Annotated in this window: 19 protein-coding genes, 3 tRNA genes and 1 riboswitch; of the genes, 14 read left to right on the top strand and 8 right to left on the bottom strand. The window is 73.9% G+C overall.

The genetic code is table 11. From position 1 onward, the window contains the following. Nucleotides 1-76 precede the first annotated feature (76 nt). The 6 genes from AC3ANM_RS17535 to AC3ANM_RS17510 all read left to right on the top strand — a co-directional run bounded on the left by AC3ANM_RS17535 (nt 77) and on the right by AC3ANM_RS17510 (nt 4,429). Nucleotides 77-1,747 carry an ABC1 kinase family protein gene (locus AC3ANM_RS17535; RefSeq protein WP_488285697.1) on the top strand — a complete coding sequence of 557 codons (1,671 nt, stop codon included), beginning with the start codon at nt 77-79 and terminating at the stop codon, nt 1,745-1,747. 41 nt (nt 1,748-1,788) lie between these two features. Then, nucleotides 1,789-2,463, top strand: a complete 675-nt coding sequence (locus tag AC3ANM_RS17530; protein WP_488285696.1) for a hypothetical protein — start codon at nt 1,789-1,791, stop codon at nt 2,461-2,463. 84 nt (nt 2,464-2,547) lie between these two features. Beyond that, complete coding sequence (locus AC3ANM_RS17525) at nt 2,548-3,141, top strand: copper resistance CopC family protein (RefSeq protein WP_488285695.1); 594 nt, start codon at nt 2,548-2,550, stop codon at nt 3,139-3,141. Between the two features lie 63 nt (nt 3,142-3,204). After that, nucleotides 3,205-3,280 (top strand) — tRNA-Lys (locus tag AC3ANM_RS17520). 147 nt (nt 3,281-3,427) lie between these two features. After that, a tRNA-Lys gene (locus tag AC3ANM_RS17515) sits at nt 3,428-3,503 on the top strand. Between the two features lie 300 nt (nt 3,504-3,803). Then, a riboswitch (cyclic di-AMP (ydaO/yuaA leader) is annotated at nt 3,804-3,958 on the top strand. A gap of 3 nt (nt 3,959-3,961) precedes the next feature. Then, nucleotides 3,962-4,429 (top strand): C40 family peptidase, encoded by a 468-nt coding sequence (locus tag AC3ANM_RS17510; RefSeq protein ID WP_488285694.1) that lies wholly within the window; start codon nt 3,962-3,964, stop codon nt 4,427-4,429. A 41-nt stretch (nt 4,430-4,470) separates the two neighbouring features. Here AC3ANM_RS17510 and AC3ANM_RS17505 read toward each other — a convergent pair whose 3' ends face one another. From AC3ANM_RS17505 to AC3ANM_RS17490, 4 genes are all read right to left on the bottom strand, one after another. Continuing rightward, complete coding sequence (locus tag AC3ANM_RS17505; protein ID WP_488285693.1) at nt 4,471-4,836, bottom strand: Hpt domain-containing protein; 366 nt, start codon at nt 4,834-4,836, stop codon at nt 4,471-4,473. Beyond that, nucleotides 4,833-5,207, bottom strand: a complete 375-nt coding sequence (locus AC3ANM_RS17500) for a response regulator (RefSeq protein WP_488285692.1) — start codon at nt 5,205-5,207, stop codon at nt 4,833-4,835. The genes AC3ANM_RS17505 and AC3ANM_RS17500 overlap by 4 nt, the downstream gene beginning before the upstream one ends. Continuing rightward, complete coding sequence (locus AC3ANM_RS17495) at nt 5,204-7,609, bottom strand: ATP-binding protein (RefSeq protein WP_488285691.1); 2,406 nt, start codon at nt 7,607-7,609, stop codon at nt 5,204-5,206. The genes AC3ANM_RS17500 and AC3ANM_RS17495 overlap by 4 nt, the downstream gene beginning before the upstream one ends. A 143-nt stretch (nt 7,610-7,752) precedes the next feature. Continuing rightward, nucleotides 7,753-8,151, bottom strand: a complete 399-nt coding sequence (locus AC3ANM_RS17490; protein ID WP_488285690.1) for a pilus assembly protein CpaE — start codon at nt 8,149-8,151, stop codon at nt 7,753-7,755. A 121-nt stretch (nt 8,152-8,272) separates the two neighbouring features. Between AC3ANM_RS17490 and AC3ANM_RS17485 the strand changes: the two genes are divergently transcribed. From AC3ANM_RS17485 to AC3ANM_RS17470, 4 genes are all read left to right on the top strand, one after another. Next, nucleotides 8,273-8,902, top strand: a complete 630-nt coding sequence (locus AC3ANM_RS17485) for a DedA family protein (protein ID WP_488285689.1) — start codon at nt 8,273-8,275, stop codon at nt 8,900-8,902. A 226-nt stretch (nt 8,903-9,128) separates the two neighbouring features. After that, on the top strand, nt 9,129-9,290 hold the full coding sequence (locus AC3ANM_RS17480) for a hypothetical protein (protein WP_488285688.1): 162 nt from the start codon (nt 9,129-9,131) through the stop codon (nt 9,288-9,290). Then, nucleotides 9,287-9,781 carry a cupin domain-containing protein gene (locus tag AC3ANM_RS17475; protein WP_488285687.1) on the top strand — a complete coding sequence of 165 codons (495 nt, stop codon included), beginning with the start codon at nt 9,287-9,289 and terminating at the stop codon, nt 9,779-9,781. Before AC3ANM_RS17480 ends, AC3ANM_RS17475 begins: the two co-directional genes overlap by 4 nt. Beyond that, entirely contained in the window at nt 9,778-10,284 is a 507-nt protein-coding gene (locus AC3ANM_RS17470; protein WP_488285686.1) for a rhodanese-like domain-containing protein, read from the top strand. The genes AC3ANM_RS17475 and AC3ANM_RS17470 overlap by 4 nt, the downstream gene beginning before the upstream one ends. On the opposite strand, the gene AC3ANM_RS17465 is transcribed toward AC3ANM_RS17470, so the two are convergent. From AC3ANM_RS17465 to AC3ANM_RS17455, 3 genes are read right to left on the bottom strand one after another with little or no spacing between them, the layout of a single operon-like run. Next, the gene (locus AC3ANM_RS17465; RefSeq protein WP_488285685.1) at nt 10,167-11,594 is read right to left on the bottom strand and encodes a cytochrome P450; all 1,428 of its coding nucleotides are present in this window, start codon (nt 11,592-11,594) and stop codon (nt 10,167-10,169) included. The genes AC3ANM_RS17470 and AC3ANM_RS17465 overlap by 118 nt on opposite strands. A gap of 35 nt (nt 11,595-11,629) precedes the next feature. Next, nucleotides 11,630-11,926: a GroES family chaperonin gene (locus tag AC3ANM_RS17460; RefSeq protein ID WP_141789804.1), complete on the bottom strand. Its 297-nt coding sequence runs from the start codon at nt 11,924-11,926 to the stop codon at nt 11,630-11,632. Between the two features lie 40 nt (nt 11,927-11,966). Then, a complete protein-coding gene (locus AC3ANM_RS17455) occupies nt 11,967-12,239 on the bottom strand; it encodes a DUF3618 domain-containing protein (protein WP_488285684.1) in 273 nt (90 codons plus the stop codon). A gap of 81 nt (nt 12,240-12,320) precedes the next feature. Between AC3ANM_RS17455 and bcp the strand changes: the two genes are divergently transcribed. Continuing rightward, on the top strand, nt 12,321-12,788 hold the full coding sequence (gene bcp / locus AC3ANM_RS17450) for a thioredoxin-dependent thiol peroxidase (RefSeq protein WP_488285683.1): 468 nt from the start codon (nt 12,321-12,323) through the stop codon (nt 12,786-12,788). Nucleotides 12,789-12,874: 86 nt separating this feature from the next. Further along, nucleotides 12,875-12,956: transfer RNA gene (locus tag AC3ANM_RS17445), tRNA-Leu, on the top strand. On the opposite strand, the gene AC3ANM_RS17440 is transcribed toward AC3ANM_RS17445, so the two are convergent. After that, on the bottom strand, nt 12,938-13,594 hold the full coding sequence (locus tag AC3ANM_RS17440; RefSeq protein WP_488285682.1) for a hypothetical protein: 657 nt from the start codon (nt 13,592-13,594) through the stop codon (nt 12,938-12,940). The two genes, AC3ANM_RS17445 and AC3ANM_RS17440, sit on opposite strands and share 19 nt — an antisense overlap. 53 nt (nt 13,595-13,647) lie before the next feature. Here AC3ANM_RS17440 and AC3ANM_RS17435 point away from each other — a divergent pair, with 53 nt between their 5' ends. Both AC3ANM_RS17435 and AC3ANM_RS17430 read left to right on the top strand, forming a co-directional pair. Next, a complete protein-coding gene (locus AC3ANM_RS17435; RefSeq protein ID WP_488285681.1) occupies nt 13,648-16,287 on the top strand; it encodes a hypothetical protein in 2,640 nt (879 codons plus the stop codon). A gap of 256 nt (nt 16,288-16,543) precedes the next feature. Further along, nucleotides 16,544-16,687 carry a hypothetical protein gene (locus AC3ANM_RS17430; RefSeq protein ID WP_488285680.1) on the top strand — a complete coding sequence of 48 codons (144 nt, stop codon included), beginning with the start codon at nt 16,544-16,546 and terminating at the stop codon, nt 16,685-16,687. Nucleotides 16,688-16,751: the final 64 nt, after the last annotated feature.

Raw genomic sequence — 16,751 nt, 5'->3', positions numbered from 1 at the left:
CTCCGCTCACCTCGGGCCGCCAGTGACTCGGCAGGTCACGCACATGAGACTTACCCGGACCCGGCAGGATGCGGGCATGACCTTCCCCTTCCGCCCGCAGCACGCCGCCCGCTACGCCGCGCTGGCGCGCCTGTTGGTCCGCTACGGCCGCTCCGACCTGGTCAAGGGCGTGGGCATGGACGAGTTCGTCGAGGCCACCGAGGCCGGCGACGAGGCCCAGGCCACCGCCGAGCAGCTGGCGGCGGACCTCGAGGCGATGGGCCCGACCTGGGTCAAGCTCGGCCAGCTCCTCTCCACGCGGGTCGACCTGCTGCCCGAGCCCTGGACCGATGCCCTGAGCCGGTTGCAGGACGACGTCGAGCCGATCCCGTTCAGCGAGGTGGAGCGGGTCATCACCGACGAGCTCGGCGTCTCGCTGCGGCACGGGTTCGCCTCCTTCGACGAGCGCCCCCTGGCCGCGGCCTCGCTCGGGCAGGTGCACCGGGCCGAGCTGCCCAGCGGCCGCCAGGTCGTCGTGAAGGTGCAGCGCCCGGGCGTGCGCGAGGTGGTGCGCGACGACATGGCCGCCCTGGGCGAGCTCGCGGAGTTCGCCGACGCCCACACCGAGCTCGGCCGCCGCTACGGCTTCAGCGAGCTGCTCGAGCAGTTCCGGCGATCCCTCGCGGGCGAGCTGGACTACCAGCGCGAGGCGGCGAACCTGAGCCGGATGGCGGAGCTGACGGCGCCGTTCCCGCACCTGGTGGTACCGGCCCCGGTGGGCGACTACACCAGCCGCAGCGTCCTGACGATGGACTTCGTCCCGGGTCGCAAGGTCACCGACATCGGCCCGCTCGGCCGGCTCGACCTGGACGGTCGGGGGCTGGTCGAGGAGCTGTTCCGGGCCTACCTGCAGATGATCCTCGTCGACGGGTTCCTCCACGCCGACCCCCACCCGGGCAACGTCCTGCTCACCCCGGACCACCGCCTCGCCCTGATCGACCTCGGCATGGTCGCCACGGTGCCGCCGCGGGTGCAGGACAAGCTGGTCAAGCTGCTGCTGGCCGTCAGCGACGGCAACGGCGACGACGCCGCCTCCGTCCTGGCCGCGATGGGCCGCAAGGACGAGCGCTTCGACGCCGCCGCGTTCACCGAGCACGTCTCCGAGCTGGTTACCCGCACCGTCGCCCGGGGCAGCGACCTCGAGGCCGGCGGCGTCCTCGTCGAGCTGAGCCGGCTGTCCGGCACCCACGGGCTGCGGCCGCCGCCGGAGATGGCGATGGTCGGCAAGGCGCTGCTCAACCTCGACCAGGTGACGCTGCACCTCGACCCGGACTTCGACCCCGCCTCCGCGATCCGGGACAGCGCGACCGAGATCCTCCAGAGCGGGATGAAGCCGTCGCTGAGCGGCGCCATGGCCGCGGCGATGGAGGCCCGCGACTTCGCCACGCAGTTCCCCGGGCGCGCCAACAAGGTCATGGACGCCCTCGCCGAGGGCAGCTTCACCGTCAAGGTCGACGCGATCGACGAGGTGCAGTTCCTCCACGTCATGCAGCGCCTCGCCAACCGGGTCACCGCCGGGGTCATCGTCGCGGCGCTCTTCGTCGGGGCGGCGCTGATGATGCTCGTGCCGACCCGGTCGCGGATCCTGGGCTACCCCTCGATCGCCATGGTCTGCTTCAGTCTCGCGGGCATCGCCGCGGCGGTGCTTCTCACCCTGATCCTGCTCACCGATCGACGTATCGCCCGCCGCTCCAAGGCGGACCGTTAGGCCGAACGGCGACCCCGCTCGCGTCTGCGAGCATGGAGGGGATGTATGCCGGTCCGCTGCGCCAGGTGCGCGCCCTCACCGTGGGTGGGGCGTGCGTGGGGCTGTCCCTGACGGGGCACGTGGTCGCCGGTGGTGGCGGGGGCGGGGGCGAGCACCTCGCCCCGGCCGGTCTGGCCGGCCTCGGCGCGCTGGCGACCGTGATGTGCCTCATCCTGGGCGCCGCGAGCCGGCGCCGGTGGACCTTCGGGCGTGCCGTCATCGCCCTGGGCCTGACCCAGGTGGTGCTGCACAGTGCCTTCACCTGGCTGCTCGGCGGCGGCCACGCCATGGCCGGGTCGGGCGCGGCCGACTCCGGCCTGACCGGGTCCGCCATGGCTGGCATGGGTGGGCCGGGCATGGCCACCGCGCCGGCCCCGGGGCCGCCGGGGCTGGCCATGACCCTCGGCCACACGGTCGCCGCCCTGCTGGTGGCGGCCCTGGTCGCCTGGATGGACGGCTCGCTGCACACCCGCTCGGCGCTCGAGGGAGCGCGAGGGGTGGCCGGGGCGGCCCTGGCCCCGTGGCGCCTGGCCCGCCGGACGGGCGACGCCCGCCTGCACCTGCCCCACTCCGCGGCTGCGGCGGCCAGCCGGGCCCGGTGGCCGCGACCGCGCATACTCACCGATCGTCTTGTCCTGCAGGGCCTTTCGCGACGAGGGCCACCGGCCGCGGCCTGACCTCGTCTCCCCTCCCGCTCCACCCGGGTCGGTGCACCGACCTCGTTCGGTCCCCACCCGGGCGCCCACGAAAGGCACCCCTGAATGTCCACCTCCCCCCGGCTGCGCTCCCTCCTGGGCGCAGCCGTGGCCACCCTCGTCGGGGGCGGCCTCCTGGTCGCCGGCGCTGCACCGGCCTCCGCCCACGCGACGCTCGTCTCGGTCTCCCCCCGCGACGGCGCGACGCTGACCAGCGCACCGCGCGAGGTCGAGCTCGTCTTCGACGAGCCCGTCTCGCAGCGCTTCACCTCCGTCGTCATCACCGGTCCGGACGGGGCCGACGTGACCGGGGGCCCGGCGCGCGTCCAGGGCAGCCACGTGTCCGCCCCGCTGACCCCGGGCCTGGGGTCCGGGGAGTACCGCGTCGCCTTCCGCGTGGTGAGCGACGACGGTCACCCGGTCCTCGGGCAGTCCCGCTTCACCCTGCGCCTGGCCGCGGAGCCGTCACCGACGACTGGCGGCGGCTCACCGGCAGCGTCACGGACGGCGGCCGCGACGGCGCCGGCCGGAGCCCCGACCTCGCTCGCGGGCGAGGGCGGCGAGCCCTGGCTGACGGCGCACCTTCCGGTCCTCTCCGGGGCGTTGCTGCTGCTCGTCGTGGGGGCCGGCGCGCTGCTCTGGGACCGTCGCCGGGGGTGACCCGACGGCGGCGGGACCCGGATTTCGTCGTTGGACCCACCTGCTGATAACTTCTTCCTCGTTGCGCCGTTAGCTCAATTGGCAGAGCAGCTGACTCTTAATCAGCGGGTTCGGGGTTCGAGTCCCTGACGGCGCACCAGGAACGACCAGGCGGCCTCCTCCTTCGGGACGGGGTCGCTTTGTCGTTGTGCGACAACGGCGTTCGCATCAGGCCCGGCGGCCGCGAGACCGCTGCTGACCTCACGTTTCGCCGTCGAGGCACAGTTCCTGATACCTTCCTCCCCGCGCGCCGTTAGCTCAATTGGCAGAGCAGCTGACTCTTAATCAGCGGGTTCGGGGTTCGAGTCCCTGACGGCGCACCAGACGACACACAGGCGGCCTCATCCTCCGGGACGGGGCCGCTTCTCGTTTTCGGGTACTCCCCCTTCGGCGCCGACCGGTGACTAGTCAACAGGTAGTCCTTTCGGGTCATTTGCCCCCGAGAGCGTCCGGTGCGTCCCATTCGTGCACTTACCGTCGAAGACGCCTCAGGGACCACGCCCAGCCAGGGAGCGTCCTGCCGGGACCGCGACGACGCTCTCCCGGGCCGAGGCCCAAGACCCCCACCAGAACGGGTGGGGCGGTCCGAGCGGTCGCCGAGTCCTGTCACCCGCCGGATAACACAGTCGAGTCCACTGCAGTCTGTGACAGGAGCGGAAGACCCAAGCACGACGAGACGCGACGCGTCTCTTGGGGTCAAGCCAGCCACGGCTGGCCGGGCAACTTTCGGCGCCCGAACCCGACAGGTCATCTTTCGCAGGCGGTTCCGAAGGAATCCCCCATGCTCCACCCTCGTCTCTCCCGCCTCGCCCTGTCCGCAGCCCTGTCCGTGATGCTCGCGGGCGCCGGCACGGTGGCCACCACCGTCATCGGCACCCCGGAGTCCGCCTCAGCCGCGACGCTCGCGTACCGCGCCGAGCAGCAGGCCGCCTCCCGCAAGGGCGCCCCCTACGTCTGGGGCGCCGCCGGTCCACGCAAGTTCGACTGCTCGGGCCTGACCATGTGGTCCTACGCCCGCGTCGGCAAGCGCCTTCCGCGCACCACCACCCAGCAGTACCGCGCCGCCCTGCACGTCAGCCGCTCGCAGGCCCGCGTCGGCGACCTGGTCTTCTTCCACAACAGGAGCGGGATCTACCACGTGGCCATCTACGCCGGCCGCAACATGATCTGGCACGCCCCCAAGCCCGGTCGGCGGGTCAGCCTCGTGCCGATCTGGACCAGCTCGGTCTACTTCGGCCGCGTCCGCTGAGGCGAGCACCCGGCATACCCACCACGGGTATGCCGGGCGGCTCAGCCCGTGGTCAGCTCAGTACGCAGGAGCGCGACCAGCGACTGCGCCTCCGGCGCACGCTCGGGACCCGGCCCGGGTGGGGCGAACAGGCGCTCCAGCTCCCGGGCACGCTCCGACGCGACGGGCAGGCCGAAGGTGCCGGCGGACCCGGCGATCTTGTGCGCCTGGAACGCCGCCCGCTCCCGCTGGGCCTCCTGCAGGGCGCCCTCGACGAGGGCCTCGACGGCCGTCTCGATCTCGGGCAGCTTGGCCAGGTTGTTGGCCTGCGCACGGCGCTTGAGGTCCTCCCAGCCGGACCCCAGCCCGGTGGCCTCCGCGTCGGTCAACGACGACTCGTCCACGTCCCCGCCTTCCTGCGCGGTCATGACGTCCACCCGACGAGCCCGGCGACCTGGCCGGCGAGCTGCATCGGGTCGAACGGCTTGGCGAGGACCCCGGCCACCGGAAGGCTGGCCCACTGGCGCTGCTCGGACTGCTGCACCTTGGCGGTGAGCAGCACGATCGGGATGTCACGGGTCTGCGGGTCCGCAGCCAGCAGGTGACAGGCCGTGGGGCCGTCCATCTCCGGCATCATCACGTCCATCACGATCGCGTCGGGCTGCTCGGCCCGGGCCGTGGCCACCGCCTCGGCCCCGCTGCCGGCGGTGATCACCGTCCAGCCGGCCACGGCCTCCAGGGCCATCTGGGCGACCTCCAGGATGATCTCGTCGTCGTCGACGACCAGCACGCGCCTCATGCCGGCGCCCCCTCACCGTCGATGTCCTGCCCCACGGCCGGGCCGGGCCGACCGTCGGACCCCTGACCACCGCCGGCGGCACCGAGCACCTCCCGGACCCTGCCGGAGTGGTGCGGCGCGGAGCGGTCCCTGCCGCCCCGGCTGACGCCGAGCGGCCCGGTCGGCAGGGTGAAGGAGAACGTGGACCCGGCGCCCGGACCGGCGCTGGTGGCCCAGATGTCGCCGCCGTGCTGCTCGACGATGCCGCGGCAGATGGCCAGGCCGAGACCGGTGCCGCCCTTGCTGCGGGTGTCGGAGGCGTCGACCTGCTGGAAGCGGTTGAAGATCGCCTCGAGCTGGTCGGCCGGGATCCCCGGCCCCTCGTCGCTGATGTCGAACCGGACCTGCCACTCCCCCGGGACGACGTTGAGCTGCACCAATGACCCGGCCGGGGAGAACTTCACGGCGTTGCCGAGAAGGTTCGTGAGCGTCTGGACGATCCGGTCGCTGTCCGCCCACACCGATCCGGACACCGCCCCGATCTCGATCCGCACCCCGGCGGCGTGGGCCAGCAGGGCGGTCTCCTCGACCGCGGTCGCCACCAGCCGCAGCACGCCGACCTGCTCGCGGCGCAGCCGCAGCTTGCCGGCGGCCATGCGCTCGACGTCGAGGATGTCGTTGATGAGCCGGATCAGGCGGTCGCTGCTGTCGGTGGCGACCTCGACCATCCGCTGCGCGCGCGCCGGCAGCTCGCCCGCCGCCCCACCCGAGAGCAGGCCCAGGGCCCCGCGGATAGAGGTCAGAGGGGTGCGCAGCTCGTGGCTGACCACCGAGATGAACTCATCCTTCATCGTGTCGACCGCGCGCCGCTCGCTGACGTCGCGGAAGATGACCACCGACCCGACGACGGCGCCGTCCTGCACGATCGGCGCCGCGATGCGCTCGGAGTCGAAGACCCTCCCGTCGGCCCGCACGTGCCGGCCGGCGACCATCCGGGCACCGCCCGCGAGGTCGTCGGCGCCGGAGGCCGGCGCGGTGCCGTCCTGGTCCTCGGTGCGGATCACCTCCCCGACCTGCCGGCCGAGGATGGCCTCGCGCGGCAGGCCGACCAGGCGGGCTCCCGCGTCGTTGATGAAGGTGACATGACCCTCCCGGTCCAGGCCGTAGATGCCGTCGCCGGCGGAGTTGAGGATCGACTCCTGCTGGCGACTGAGCCGCTCCAGGACCGCCGTCTGCTCGCGCAGCTCGCGCTCGAGCCGGCGGGTGGCGGTCACGTCGCGGAAGCTCCACACCCGCCCGACGCTGACCCCGCCCACCCGCTGGGGCTGGGAGTAGCGCTCGAAGACTCGGCCGTCGCGGAACTGCAGCACGTCGAACGTGCTCGCGCTGGGGTCGGCATACAGCTCCTGGACCCGCTCGACGAAGGCGTCGGGGTAGACCAGCTGCCGCAGGACCGAGCTCATCACCCGCGCGTCGTCGCCGGACGCGAGCAGCTCGGGGTCGATGCGCCACATGTCGGCGAACTTGCGGTTGGCCCCGGCGATCCGCCCGGACTCGGACACCACGAGGATGCCGTCGACCGTGGACTCCAGCGTGGCCTCCAGCAGCGCCAGCGAGTTCGCCACCCGTTGCCGCTCGTCGAGCCGCTCCAGCACCATCCGGGCCAGCCGCGCGCCCCAGGCGGCGAAGTCGCCGTCGCGCTCACCGCGGGTTCGTCCGGGTGGGTAGCGCAGCACGACGCGGCCGCGGACCCGACGGCCCGGGCCGGTGACCGGCGCCTCGACCTGGTCGCCCTTCCAGGTGCCGGCCGGCGAGCCGTCCGCGGCATCGGAGCGCGCGACGAACCCGTCCTGCCCGTCGGCAGCGTCGACCTCGACGTGGCACAGGGCGGCCCCGCTGATCGTCTCCAGGGCCTGGGCCAGGTGGCTGAGGATCTCCGCCAGCGGCTCCCCCTCGGCGACCAGGGTGAGCATCTCGGTGTGCTCGGCCAGGAGCATCTCGGAGCGCTTGCGGTCGGTGATGTCGGAGAGCAGGCCGTGCTGCACGAGGCCCTGGCCCGTGACCGGTTCGAGCACGGTGTCGTCGAGCACCCAGATGACCCGGCCGTCGGCCCGGACCATGCGGTACTCCGCCGCGTTGTGGAACCCCGGGACGACGCTGGAGTCCTCCTGGAAGACCACGTGCTCGCGGTCCTGGGAGTGCACCTGGCGGAACCACAGCCCCGGGTCCTGGAGGAAGTCGGCGGCTGTGAAGCCGAGCAGCTCCTCGACCTGGTCGCTGACGTAGAGCCACCGGCCCGCGGCCCCGGGCAGCGCCGCGTAGACGGTGACCGGCAGTCGCGCGACGAGGAGGTCCTCGGCGAAGTCGCGGAAGCGCGGGTCGTGGCCGCCGACCGCGGTGTGCGGAGCCTCCGACCGACCCACCGCGCCCCCTCGAGTTCACTGGCGACCGCTGCGGCGGCGAGCCCGGGACGTTGCCCGGGGCTCTCGCGCGCGTGTCGATGATATCCAGCACAACACGGTGCGCAGGCGAATCGGCAAACCACAGGGGACCGCAGTCGGCCGGATCAGCCGGTGAGCACCGCCAACAGGCCCTCGGCATAGGCGCATTCGGCGTCGGGGTGCACGGTCCGCCGCTCCTGCCCGTCGGTGCCGAGCACCACGGCGAACCCCTCGTCGAGCACCTCCAGACGACGGAAGCGGGGACCGAGCAGCTCACGCAGCTGGGACTCCCTCGGCAGCCACACCACCTCGCGCTGCTCGACGCTGTCCAGGGCCCACTCGGTCGTGCCGTTGAACCCGATCACGCGCCCCGTGGGGAACTCGTGCACGTCGACGAGCATGGTGGAGACGACGAACACCTCGTCGTCCATGTCACGGCCCGGCAGCACGAACCGGTCGCCGGACGCCGGCTCCCACGCCAGCCCCGCCGCCTTGAGCCGTCGGGCCAGCTCCAGCGAGATCACCCCACCAGTGTGCCGCCGCGCAGGCAGGTCCGCCCGGGATCGCGCGGGGCGGCTCACCTACGCTGGTCCGGACGCGGCGCATGCCGCCCGCCCCCGACCGGGGGCGCCAGGATGGGAGAGCATGAGCGGCTTCGTCGAGGGACTGCTGAACGTCGGCAGCATCTGGGTCTACGTCATCGTGGCCGGCCTGGTGTTCGCCGAGGACGCGCTCTTCATCGGCTTCGTCCTGCCCGGTGAGACCGCCGCCGTGCTCGGCGGGGTCGACGCCAGCCGGGGGCACGTCAGCCTCACCCTGATCGCCACGCTCGTCGTCCTGGCCGCGATCGTGGGCGACTCGGTCGGCTACGAGGTGGGCAAGCACTTCGTCGGGCCGAAGGTGCTCGGCCACCACCGGCTGCACCGGCACCACCACCGCATCCAGGACGCGCAGGACTTCCTGGCCCGGCGCGGCGGCTGGGCGGTCTTCCTGGGCCGATTCACGGCGTTCTTCCGCGCCGTCATGCCCGCGCTGGCCGGCTCGGCGCGGATGCACTACCCGCGCTTCCTGACGTTCAACGCCTTCGGCGGCGTCGTCTGGGGCATCGGCTTCGTGCTGCTGGGCTACCTCGCCGGCAACTCGTACAAGACCGTCGAGCAGACCGTGGGCCGGGGAGCGGCGTTTGCCGCCGCGGGAATCCTGCTGCTCGCCCTCGGGGTCCTGCACGTCCGGCGGCGCCGGGCCGACCGGGCACGCGAGCAGGCCGCGGACTGACCACATCCCGGACAAGCGTCCCGCGATGTGGGACGGGAGCCATCGAGCGTTGCCCGGATCCGCTGGCTCGTGCTCTGCTTGAGCCATGTCTTCGACCGTATGGCGCACGCCGACGCACATGATCGCCATGTGCCGCTGCGCCATGCGATGCCGCTGCCAGGCCTGACCACCAGCCCGCAGCCCCGCCGCTCGCCCGTCGCAGCGGCCACCCCCTCGGAGACCTTCCATGACGCACCCCCACACCCTCACGGCATACCGCCGGCGGCACATCGACCTGCACCTGACGGCCAGTGCCCTCTGTCAGCGCTCCCGCCTGCGCCCGCGGCTGACCCCGCGAGCGCGCACCCGGACCGCACCCTTCCCGCTGACCACCTGGAGCACCGCATGACCCTCGCACCGACCACCACCCGGGGCGGCACCGCCGGCGTGAACCGGTTCACCCCCGAGCAGCTGCTGCGCACGGCCCGGCTGTTCGCCTCCGATCCCGACCTCGACCGCCACGTCGACCTCGCCGCCACCGAGCGGCAGTGGGTCGTGCTGGACTCGACACCGCACCTGCAGATCTGGCTGCTGACCTGGCCCGAGGGCACCGGCACCGGCTGGCACGACCACGTCGACTCCACCGGCGCCTTCCTCACCGTCAAGGGCCACCTGCTCGAGCAGTCCTGGCGCGGCAGACGGGCGGAGTCCTTGACGCTCAAGGCCGGCGACGGCCGCTCGTTCGGTGCCAGGCACGTGCACAACGTCGCCAGCGCCGGAGTGGGCACGGCCCTGTCCATCCACCTCTACACCCCGCGGCTCACCGCCATGACGCGGTATGCCGTGACCCCGGATGGCCTGCAGGCCAAGGGGATCGAGCGGGCCGGGGTGGACTGGTGACCACGGTGACCCCCTCGCCGGAGAACCCGGCGCTGCACTGGCAGACCCAGCTCTTCTCCGGGCCGCGCCCCGGCGCGCGCACCCACCCCGGCCGCGGCTGGGACGCCCCGGTCTACGCCGGCATCGACGACCAGCTCGAGGACGCCCGCTCCCGCCTCTCCCGGATCTCGGCCCGCACGGCCTACCAGGAGGTGGTCCACGGGCGCGCGGTCCTGGTCGACATCCGGCCGCAGTTCCAACGGGAGCGCGACGGCGTCGTCGACCCGGCACTGGCGCCGGTGCAGGTCGAGCGCAACCACCTGGAGTGGCGCTTCGACCCCCGCCACGAGGCCCGGCTGCCGATCGCGTCGTTCGACCTGCGCGTCGTCGTCATGTGCGAGGAGGGCTACACCTCGTCGTTGGCCGCGGATGCCTTGCTGCGGTTGGGGATCGACCGCGCGACCGATGTCATCGGCGGGTTTGCCGCGTGGAAGGCCGCCGGGCTCCCGGTGGTGCCCGCCTGAGACCGGTCTGCGGCTCCGGGGACTCGGGGGACGACCCGGAGCCGCAGACCTCCCCGTGGCCGCAGCGTCACGAACGCGTCGACCTCCGGGCGGCGGAAGCCCTCGGGCAGCCCGACCTCGTGGTCGCGCAGCAGCTCGGCGAGGATCACGGTCAGCTCGACGAGGGCGAAGTCGCGCCCGATGCACAGCCGCGGCCCCAGTCCGAACGGGACGTAGTCGGCCCGGGCCGTGGTGGCCACGTCGCCGTGGAAACGGTTGGGGTCAAAGCGTTCCGGCTCCGGCCAGGAGTCCTCGCGTCGGTGCAGCAGCCAGGGGCTGACGATCGCGATGGTGCCCGCGGGCACGGCCCGGCCGGACAGGACGTCGGGGGCGGCGGCCCGCCGGGAGACCACCCAGCCGGGCGGGAACAGGCGCAGCGACTCGTCGACGACCGCCCGGGTCCAGGGCAGCCGCTCCCGCAACCCGACCGCGGCGACGTCGCCGGCCGCGCGCACCTCGGCGCGCAGCCGCTCCTGGTGGCCGGGGTGCTCGGCCAGCAGCATCAGCGTCCAGGTGAGCGCGGACGCGACGGTCTCGTGCCCGGCGACGACCATCGTCACGAGCTCGTCCCGGATGGCGTCGTCGGGCAGCCCGGCCGCGATGAGCAGGCCGAGCAGGTCGGCGTGCCGGTCCCCCACGCCCCGGGAGCGGCGGCGGGCGATGACCTGCCGGCAGATCCGGTCCAGGTCCGCCACGGCACGGCGCAGCCGGCGGTTGACCGGCGTGGGCACCCAGGCCGGCAGCGGTACGACCTGCCGCCCCTGGGCCACGACGAGCTCGGCGGCCTCGTCGGTGGCATGGACCAGGGCCGCGGTGACTTCGGAGAGGTCCGCGTCGAACAGGGTGCGCCCGATGACGTCGAGGGTCACCCGCATCGACAGCGCGTCGACGTCGAGGACGTGCCCACCCGCCGCGATCCTGGACCACTCCCCCGCCACCCGCCGCGCCGCCTGCCGGATGCTGTCGGTGACCGTCTCGAGCCGCTGGTGGTGGAAGGCCGGCTGGGCGACACGGCGTCGGCCCAGCCAGCGCTCGTCGGCCACGGCCAGCAGCCCCGGCCCGGTCACGGTGGCCAGGGCCGCGTACTGCACCGTCGCCTTGGTCCAGGCGCGCGCGCCGCCCTGCAGCACGCGGCGCACGTCGGCCGGGTCGTTGACGAGCAGCGCGGTGGTGCGCGGCACCGGGAAGGCGACCAGGTCGCCATACCGGCGGTGGGTGTCCTCGAGGAAGGCCAGCGGGTTGCCGCGGATGGCGGCGAACCCGCGGGCCATGTCGAGCGAGCTGGGGCCGGGCAGGCCGAGGGTGCTCAGAGGTAGAGCCCCGTCTGGCCGTCCTCGACCCGGGTGGCCGCGACGGCGTGGATGTCCTTCTCGCGCAACAGGACGTAGTCCTTGCTGTGCAGCTCGACCTCGGCGCGATCCTCGGCGTCGAACAGGACGCGGTCGCCGACCTCGACCTGCCGGCAGTTCGGGCCGACCGCGACGACGGAGGCCCAGGACAGGCGCTTGCCCATGCTCGCGGTGGCCGGGATGACGATGCCGCTGCCGGAGCGGCGCTCCCCGGGCTCGCCCTCGAGGGAGACGAGGACCCGGTCGTGCAACATGCGGATCGGCAGCCGGTCGGCCGCCGGGGTGCCCTGCTTCTCAGTCACGTGTGCGGCGCCAGATGACCAGGCCGAGCACAGCGGCGACGGCGGCACCGATGGCGGCGACGCGCTCGACGCGCAGGTCACCCTCGGGCGTGTGGGTGGCGGTGTACAGGCTCGCCTTGACCGACGCGACCTCGCGGCGGGCGATCTCCTTGGGCTGCGCGCGGAACGCCAGCTCGTCGATGGTCGCTGCCAGGCGGTCACGCGTCGCCTCGATGTCGGCCTCGATGGCGTCGACCGGGGTGGTCTTGCTGTCCTGCTCAGCCATGGGGACTCCCTCTCCGTCCGGTGCTGCGACGATAACGCAGACTGTTGCCCGAGCTCTCACCACGACCACGGAAGAGGACCGATGCCCCGCCTCGAGACCCAGCAGCCCGCCCCCGACTTCAGCCTGCTCGACCAGGACGGCAACACCGTCGCCCTCAAGGACTTCGCCGGACGCAAGCTGATCATCTTCTTCTACCCCGCCGCGATGACCCCCGGCTGCACCAAGGAGGCGTGCGACTTCCGCGACTCCCTCGCTCCGCTGCGGGCGGCCGGCTACGAGGTCGTCGGGATCAGCCCCGACACCCCGGAGAAGCAGAAGAAGTTCGAGGAGAAGGAGTCGCTGACCTACCCGCTGCTCTCCGACCCGGACAAGGCCGTCATGGACGCCTACGGCGCGTGGGGCGAGAAGTCGCTCTACGGCAAGACGGTCACCGGCGTCATCCGCTCCACGATCGTCGTCGCCGAGGACGGCACCGTCGAGCTGGCCAAGTACAACGTCAAGGCCACCGGCCACGTCGCGTCCCTCTCCAAGGCGCTGGGACTGGCCTGACCGGCATACCCCCGACCTGTATGCCGGGTGGCCGGGTCCCGGTGCGTGACACCGGGACCCGGCCACTTCAGTAGAGTCGGCGCCGCGCGGAAGTGGTGAAACTGGCAGACACGCAGGATTTAGGTTCCTGTGCCTTCGGGCGTGAGGGTTCAAGTCCCTTCTTCCGCACGCGAATTGGGGCGACCGCCCCAGATCCTGGGGCCTTCGCCCGGCGGGTCCGACCGTTGAGGGGCGCTCCCCCCGCGCCGTCGCCCGACGAGCGGCCCGGCGGGCGCTGGGTCTTCGTCCCCGACGGCTTCCGGGTCATCCTGGAGCCCACCCCGGGCGCGGGACCGGCCGCGCCCGGCCCGCCCGCGGGGGGCCGCGGTGGCTAGGCGCCCGGCCCCCGACTGCCCCGCGGGCTGCCCCTGCCCGGCCCGGCTCGTCCAGCCCGGTGCCGGCCCTGACCCGAGGGCGGCGTTCGCCGCCGCGGTGGCCGCCGCGGCCGCCGGTCGCCCCGCCGCGGCGGCGCCGGTGGTCCTGAGCAGGCGCTGCGCCACGGCGGCCAACCAGCCCAGCGCGGCGGCGTCGACCGGGTGCTCGGTCACGAACGCGTCCGGGCCGAGGACGACCCGGGGCACGCCCTCCCGCACCGCCGCGACCAGGACGGCGGCGCAGCGGGGGGCGCCGACGGCCGTCCAGCGCCGCGGCTCGGGCAGCACCACCTCCGCCGGCCGCAACCGGCGCACGGCCTCGTCGGCCGCCTCCCCCGGCCGGCCCCGGGCCCCCGGCCCCCAGGCCCCGGTGACGTCAAGGCGGAGGATCACCAAGCCAGCGTAGGTCATAGTTCACTGTTAGAGAACTATTCGCGGAGGTCATCATGACCGCACTCAGCCCCGCCGACCCGGCACCCCCCGGCACCCCCACCTGGGCCCTGGGAGCCGACCTCCCGACCGGCCTCACGGCGGCCCTGGCGGCCGGCGACCTCGTCCTGGTCTGCTCACGCAACAGCAACCGGGAGGGCACCCGCGGCCGCGAGCAGGCGGTGCACGGCATCTTCGCCGCGGCGCAGATGCTGCTGTTCCGGTACGGGCTGGACCTGCGCGACCGGCTGCCCGACCTGGAGGCCCTGATGGCCCGGGTCCGCGCCGAGTCGGCCACGGTGACCAGCCAGACCCCCGACGGACGGCGTTTTCGCAACTCCAGCTTCGAGTACACCGACCGGGCCGCGGACGGACTGGTGTTGCTCATCCAGTACGGCACCGGCGTGATGGAGGACGCCGCCTACCACCAGCCGGCCGTGAGTCGGGTCGCCCAGGCCCTGCTGCGCTGGCGGCCGGTCTTCGTCTACGCCAACGAGGTCCGGGGCTGGGGCCGCGTCGACTTCGGCCTGGCTCCGCTGGTCAACGCGCTGCGCGAGGTGCAGCGCCACCGCGACACCCCGGTGTACCTGGGCGCCGACCTCATCCTGCCCCAGCCGCCCACCCCCGAGCTCAACCGGCGGCTGTTCGACCTGGGACACCAGTCCCGGGCCGAGGCGCTGCAGATCTACAGCCGCACCCGGGCCGGGTTCCGGGAGCGGACCCAGACCGGCCCGGTGCCCGGCCGGTTCGCGTACGGGCTTCCGGGGGCCCTGCCGCCCGGCCTGGCCGTGGTGCGGCTGCGCGGTCTGGCCGGCGGGCCGGGGACCCGCCTGGCCTACCTGGACACCCCGGCCTGCCGCCCCCGGCCCGAGCAGGTGTTCGACGACGGCCTGGACCCGTCGTGGGCCGAGCGGGCCGACCAGGTCGCCCTCATCCGGTGGCTGTGCGACCACTGGGGGCGGCCGGAGTGGGGCAACCGGGAGTGCGCGGCCTACCTCGTGGCGCACGGGCTGTCCACGATGGGGGCCCGCCGCCAGCACCGTGGCCGGCCCGGTCACCGGCAGCTGCGCCCGGGCCCGGGCGGGGCCACGGACGCGGCGCGGCTGTGCGACAGCATCCTGCGCCACCGGGACTTCCTGCTCGCCGGCCGCCTGATGTTCGACCTGCGCGATGGCTCGCCACCCCTGGAGGTGATCGTCGAGACCCCGGACGGCCGACCCTTGTGCACCGCCGCTCAGGACCGCCGGATCCAGGCGGTGCGAGCACGGCAGCGGGCCCTGCGCAGCCAGCCGCACTGTCACACGCTGGCCGGGCTGCCGCTGACCGTGGACGGGGTCCCGGGCAAGCTCGTCGCCGACGCCCACCGCCGCGCCGACCCGTGCTACGGATATCAGCGGGTCCAGCCCGCCGGAGGCCCCGCCCGGCGCCGGTTCCCGGCCGTCCCCCTACTGCCCCAACAGGCGGTGCTGCGGGCGATCTGCGAGGCCGCGACCGGGCGGGAGGCCATTCCCGACGCGGGCCCGCCCCGGGCCGCCCTCGCCCAGGCCGAGTCGGACGTCACGCTCGCCCGGGACCGCGCCAGCGAGGCGCGACGCCGGCAGGCCCGCGCCACCGAGCTGTTCACCTGGGGTGAGCACTCCGACGCCAGCCGACGGGCGGCCCGGGATGCCCTGGATCGGACGGTCGCCGAGGTGGCCGCGGCCGACGCCGAGCTGGCCCGCTGTCAGGACGCCGTGGTCGCCCTGAACGACCCCGGAGTGGAGGATGCGCTGGCCGTGCAGGACGTCCTGCGCCTGATCCGGGGCCTGCGCGATCCCACCGGGGACGCCTGGACCCGCGCGGTCCTGCTGCGCGGCATCAGCGACTTCACCGTGTCCGTGGAACACGCCCTCGGACCCGACGCCACGCGGCGCACCGCGATCCGGTTCGGTTTCACGCTCGCCCTGCGCGACGGGGACAACCGGCGATGGGCCCTGCGGGTGGCCGGCTGGCACGAGCCGCGACCACGCCACGACCTCCCGGGGCGGGCGCTCCGGGTGGTGGGCCGCCTGCGCGCCGGACAGCCATGGTCCGAGGCGGTCACCCACCGGGCCCTGTCGCCGTGGGTGCGGCGCGCGCTGGGCCTCCCCGCGGACGCGCATCCGATGATGCTCAACGTCCGGGACCCGCGGCTGCTGCGGCTCGCGCTGGCCCTGGTGTGCCCCGAGACCACCCCGGCGCGGCGGGCCGGGCCGGCTCCCGCTCCGGCGGGGCGACCGCTGCGCGGCGCGGCACTCACGGCGCTGGCGGCGCGCACCGGCGAGCCGGAGGCGTTCCTGCGGCACCTGCGGCGCACCTACGCCCGCCCGACCCGGGCCACCGGGCAGTGGCTCAGCCCGCCGGCCCCCGCCCTGGCGGCCGTCCTGCGCGCCGGCGGACCCGGCCCGGTGCCGCGGTCCCGGTTGCCGGACCGCCTGAGCGCGGCCCCCCCGCGCCAGTGGTTCGAGGTCGAGGGCCCGCTGGTGCGCACCCGCGCGTGCCCCCACTGCGGGTCCCGGCGACGGGCGCGGGCCCGGATTCCCGAACCCGTCGGGTTGGTCTGCCTGCGCTGCCGGCGCGACGAGCGGGGCTTCCGCTGGCCGGCCCGGCCGTACGACCGGTACCTCGACCTCGGCTAGCACCGCGGCTCCCGGCGACGGTGCGATCCGCCGGCCGGGGCGGCTGCCCGCCAGCGCGACCCGGGCCCTCACCGAGCGCCGACCGGGCCAACCCTGACCGTCCGGGCGAGGCGGCTCGGGCCGGAGGGTGCCGGGTCGCTGGTTCGGTACCCGCGATTCCGTCCCCAATAACGTCCCTTTTCTAGGGGACGATATTTGATCACCATGGGAGGAGGCGCCGGCAGCGGCCGGCCCACAACTGATCGGAGGATCGAAGATGTTCAAGGCAATCGCACGGGGTCTGCGCAAGGTGTGGGACTTCATTCGCCCCTCGGTGCTGCGAGCCCTCACCGAGATCCTCGCCAGCCTGCTGGACCGGTTCGGCGGCTCGCCCGCCCAGCCCGCGGCCACCCGCGCCTGACACCGGGGGCCCTGCGGTGGTGGCGGCGCCAAGTCGCCACCACCGAGGGCGAGGGAGGAGAGTC

The organism is Oryzihumus sp. JJN4-3R, assembly GCF_057747915.1.
Note: the sequence above shows the minus strand (reverse complement) of the source record. Positions and strands in the feature narration are given on the sequence as shown.

What these genes read in the sequence shown, in the direction of transcription:
- AC3ANM_RS17535 (WP_488285697.1), top strand. Translation starts at nt 77, where the DNA reads ATGACCTTCCCCTTCCGCCCGCAGCACGCCGCCCGCTACGCCGCGCTG.
- AC3ANM_RS17530 (WP_488285696.1), top strand. Translation starts at nt 1,789, where the DNA reads ATGTATGCCGGTCCGCTGCGCCAGGTGCGCGCCCTCACCGTGGGTGGG.
- AC3ANM_RS17525 (WP_488285695.1), top strand. Translation starts at nt 2,548, where the DNA reads ATGTCCACCTCCCCCCGGCTGCGCTCCCTCCTGGGCGCAGCCGTGGCC.
- AC3ANM_RS17510 (WP_488285694.1), top strand. Translation starts at nt 3,962, where the DNA reads ATGCTCCACCCTCGTCTCTCCCGCCTCGCCCTGTCCGCAGCCCTGTCC.
- AC3ANM_RS17505 (WP_488285693.1), bottom strand. Translation starts at nt 4,836, where the DNA reads ATGACCGCGCAGGAAGGCGGGGACGTGGACGAGTCGTCGTTGACCGAC.
- AC3ANM_RS17500 (WP_488285692.1), bottom strand. Translation starts at nt 5,207, where the DNA reads ATGAGGCGCGTGCTGGTCGTCGACGACGACGAGATCATCCTGGAGGTC.
- AC3ANM_RS17485 (WP_488285689.1), top strand. Translation starts at nt 8,273, where the DNA reads ATGAGCGGCTTCGTCGAGGGACTGCTGAACGTCGGCAGCATCTGGGTC.
- AC3ANM_RS17480 (WP_488285688.1), top strand. Translation starts at nt 9,129, where the DNA reads ATGACGCACCCCCACACCCTCACGGCATACCGCCGGCGGCACATCGAC.
- AC3ANM_RS17475 (WP_488285687.1), top strand. Translation starts at nt 9,287, where the DNA reads ATGACCCTCGCACCGACCACCACCCGGGGCGGCACCGCCGGCGTGAAC.
- AC3ANM_RS17465 (WP_488285685.1), bottom strand. Translation starts at nt 11,594, where the DNA reads ATGGCCCGCGGGTTCGCCGCCATCCGCGGCAACCCGCTGGCCTTCCTC.
- AC3ANM_RS17460 (WP_141789804.1), bottom strand. Translation starts at nt 11,926, where the DNA reads ATGTTGCACGACCGGGTCCTCGTCTCCCTCGAGGGCGAGCCCGGGGAG.
- AC3ANM_RS17455 (WP_488285684.1), bottom strand. Translation starts at nt 12,239, where the DNA reads ATGGCTGAGCAGGACAGCAAGACCACCCCGGTCGACGCCATCGAGGCC.
- bcp (WP_488285683.1), top strand. Translation starts at nt 12,321, where the DNA reads ATGCCCCGCCTCGAGACCCAGCAGCCCGCCCCCGACTTCAGCCTGCTC.
- AC3ANM_RS17435 (WP_488285681.1), top strand. Translation starts at nt 13,648, where the DNA reads ATGACCGCACTCAGCCCCGCCGACCCGGCACCCCCCGGCACCCCCACC.
- AC3ANM_RS17430 (WP_488285680.1), top strand. Translation starts at nt 16,544, where the DNA reads ATGTTCAAGGCAATCGCACGGGGTCTGCGCAAGGTGTGGGACTTCATT.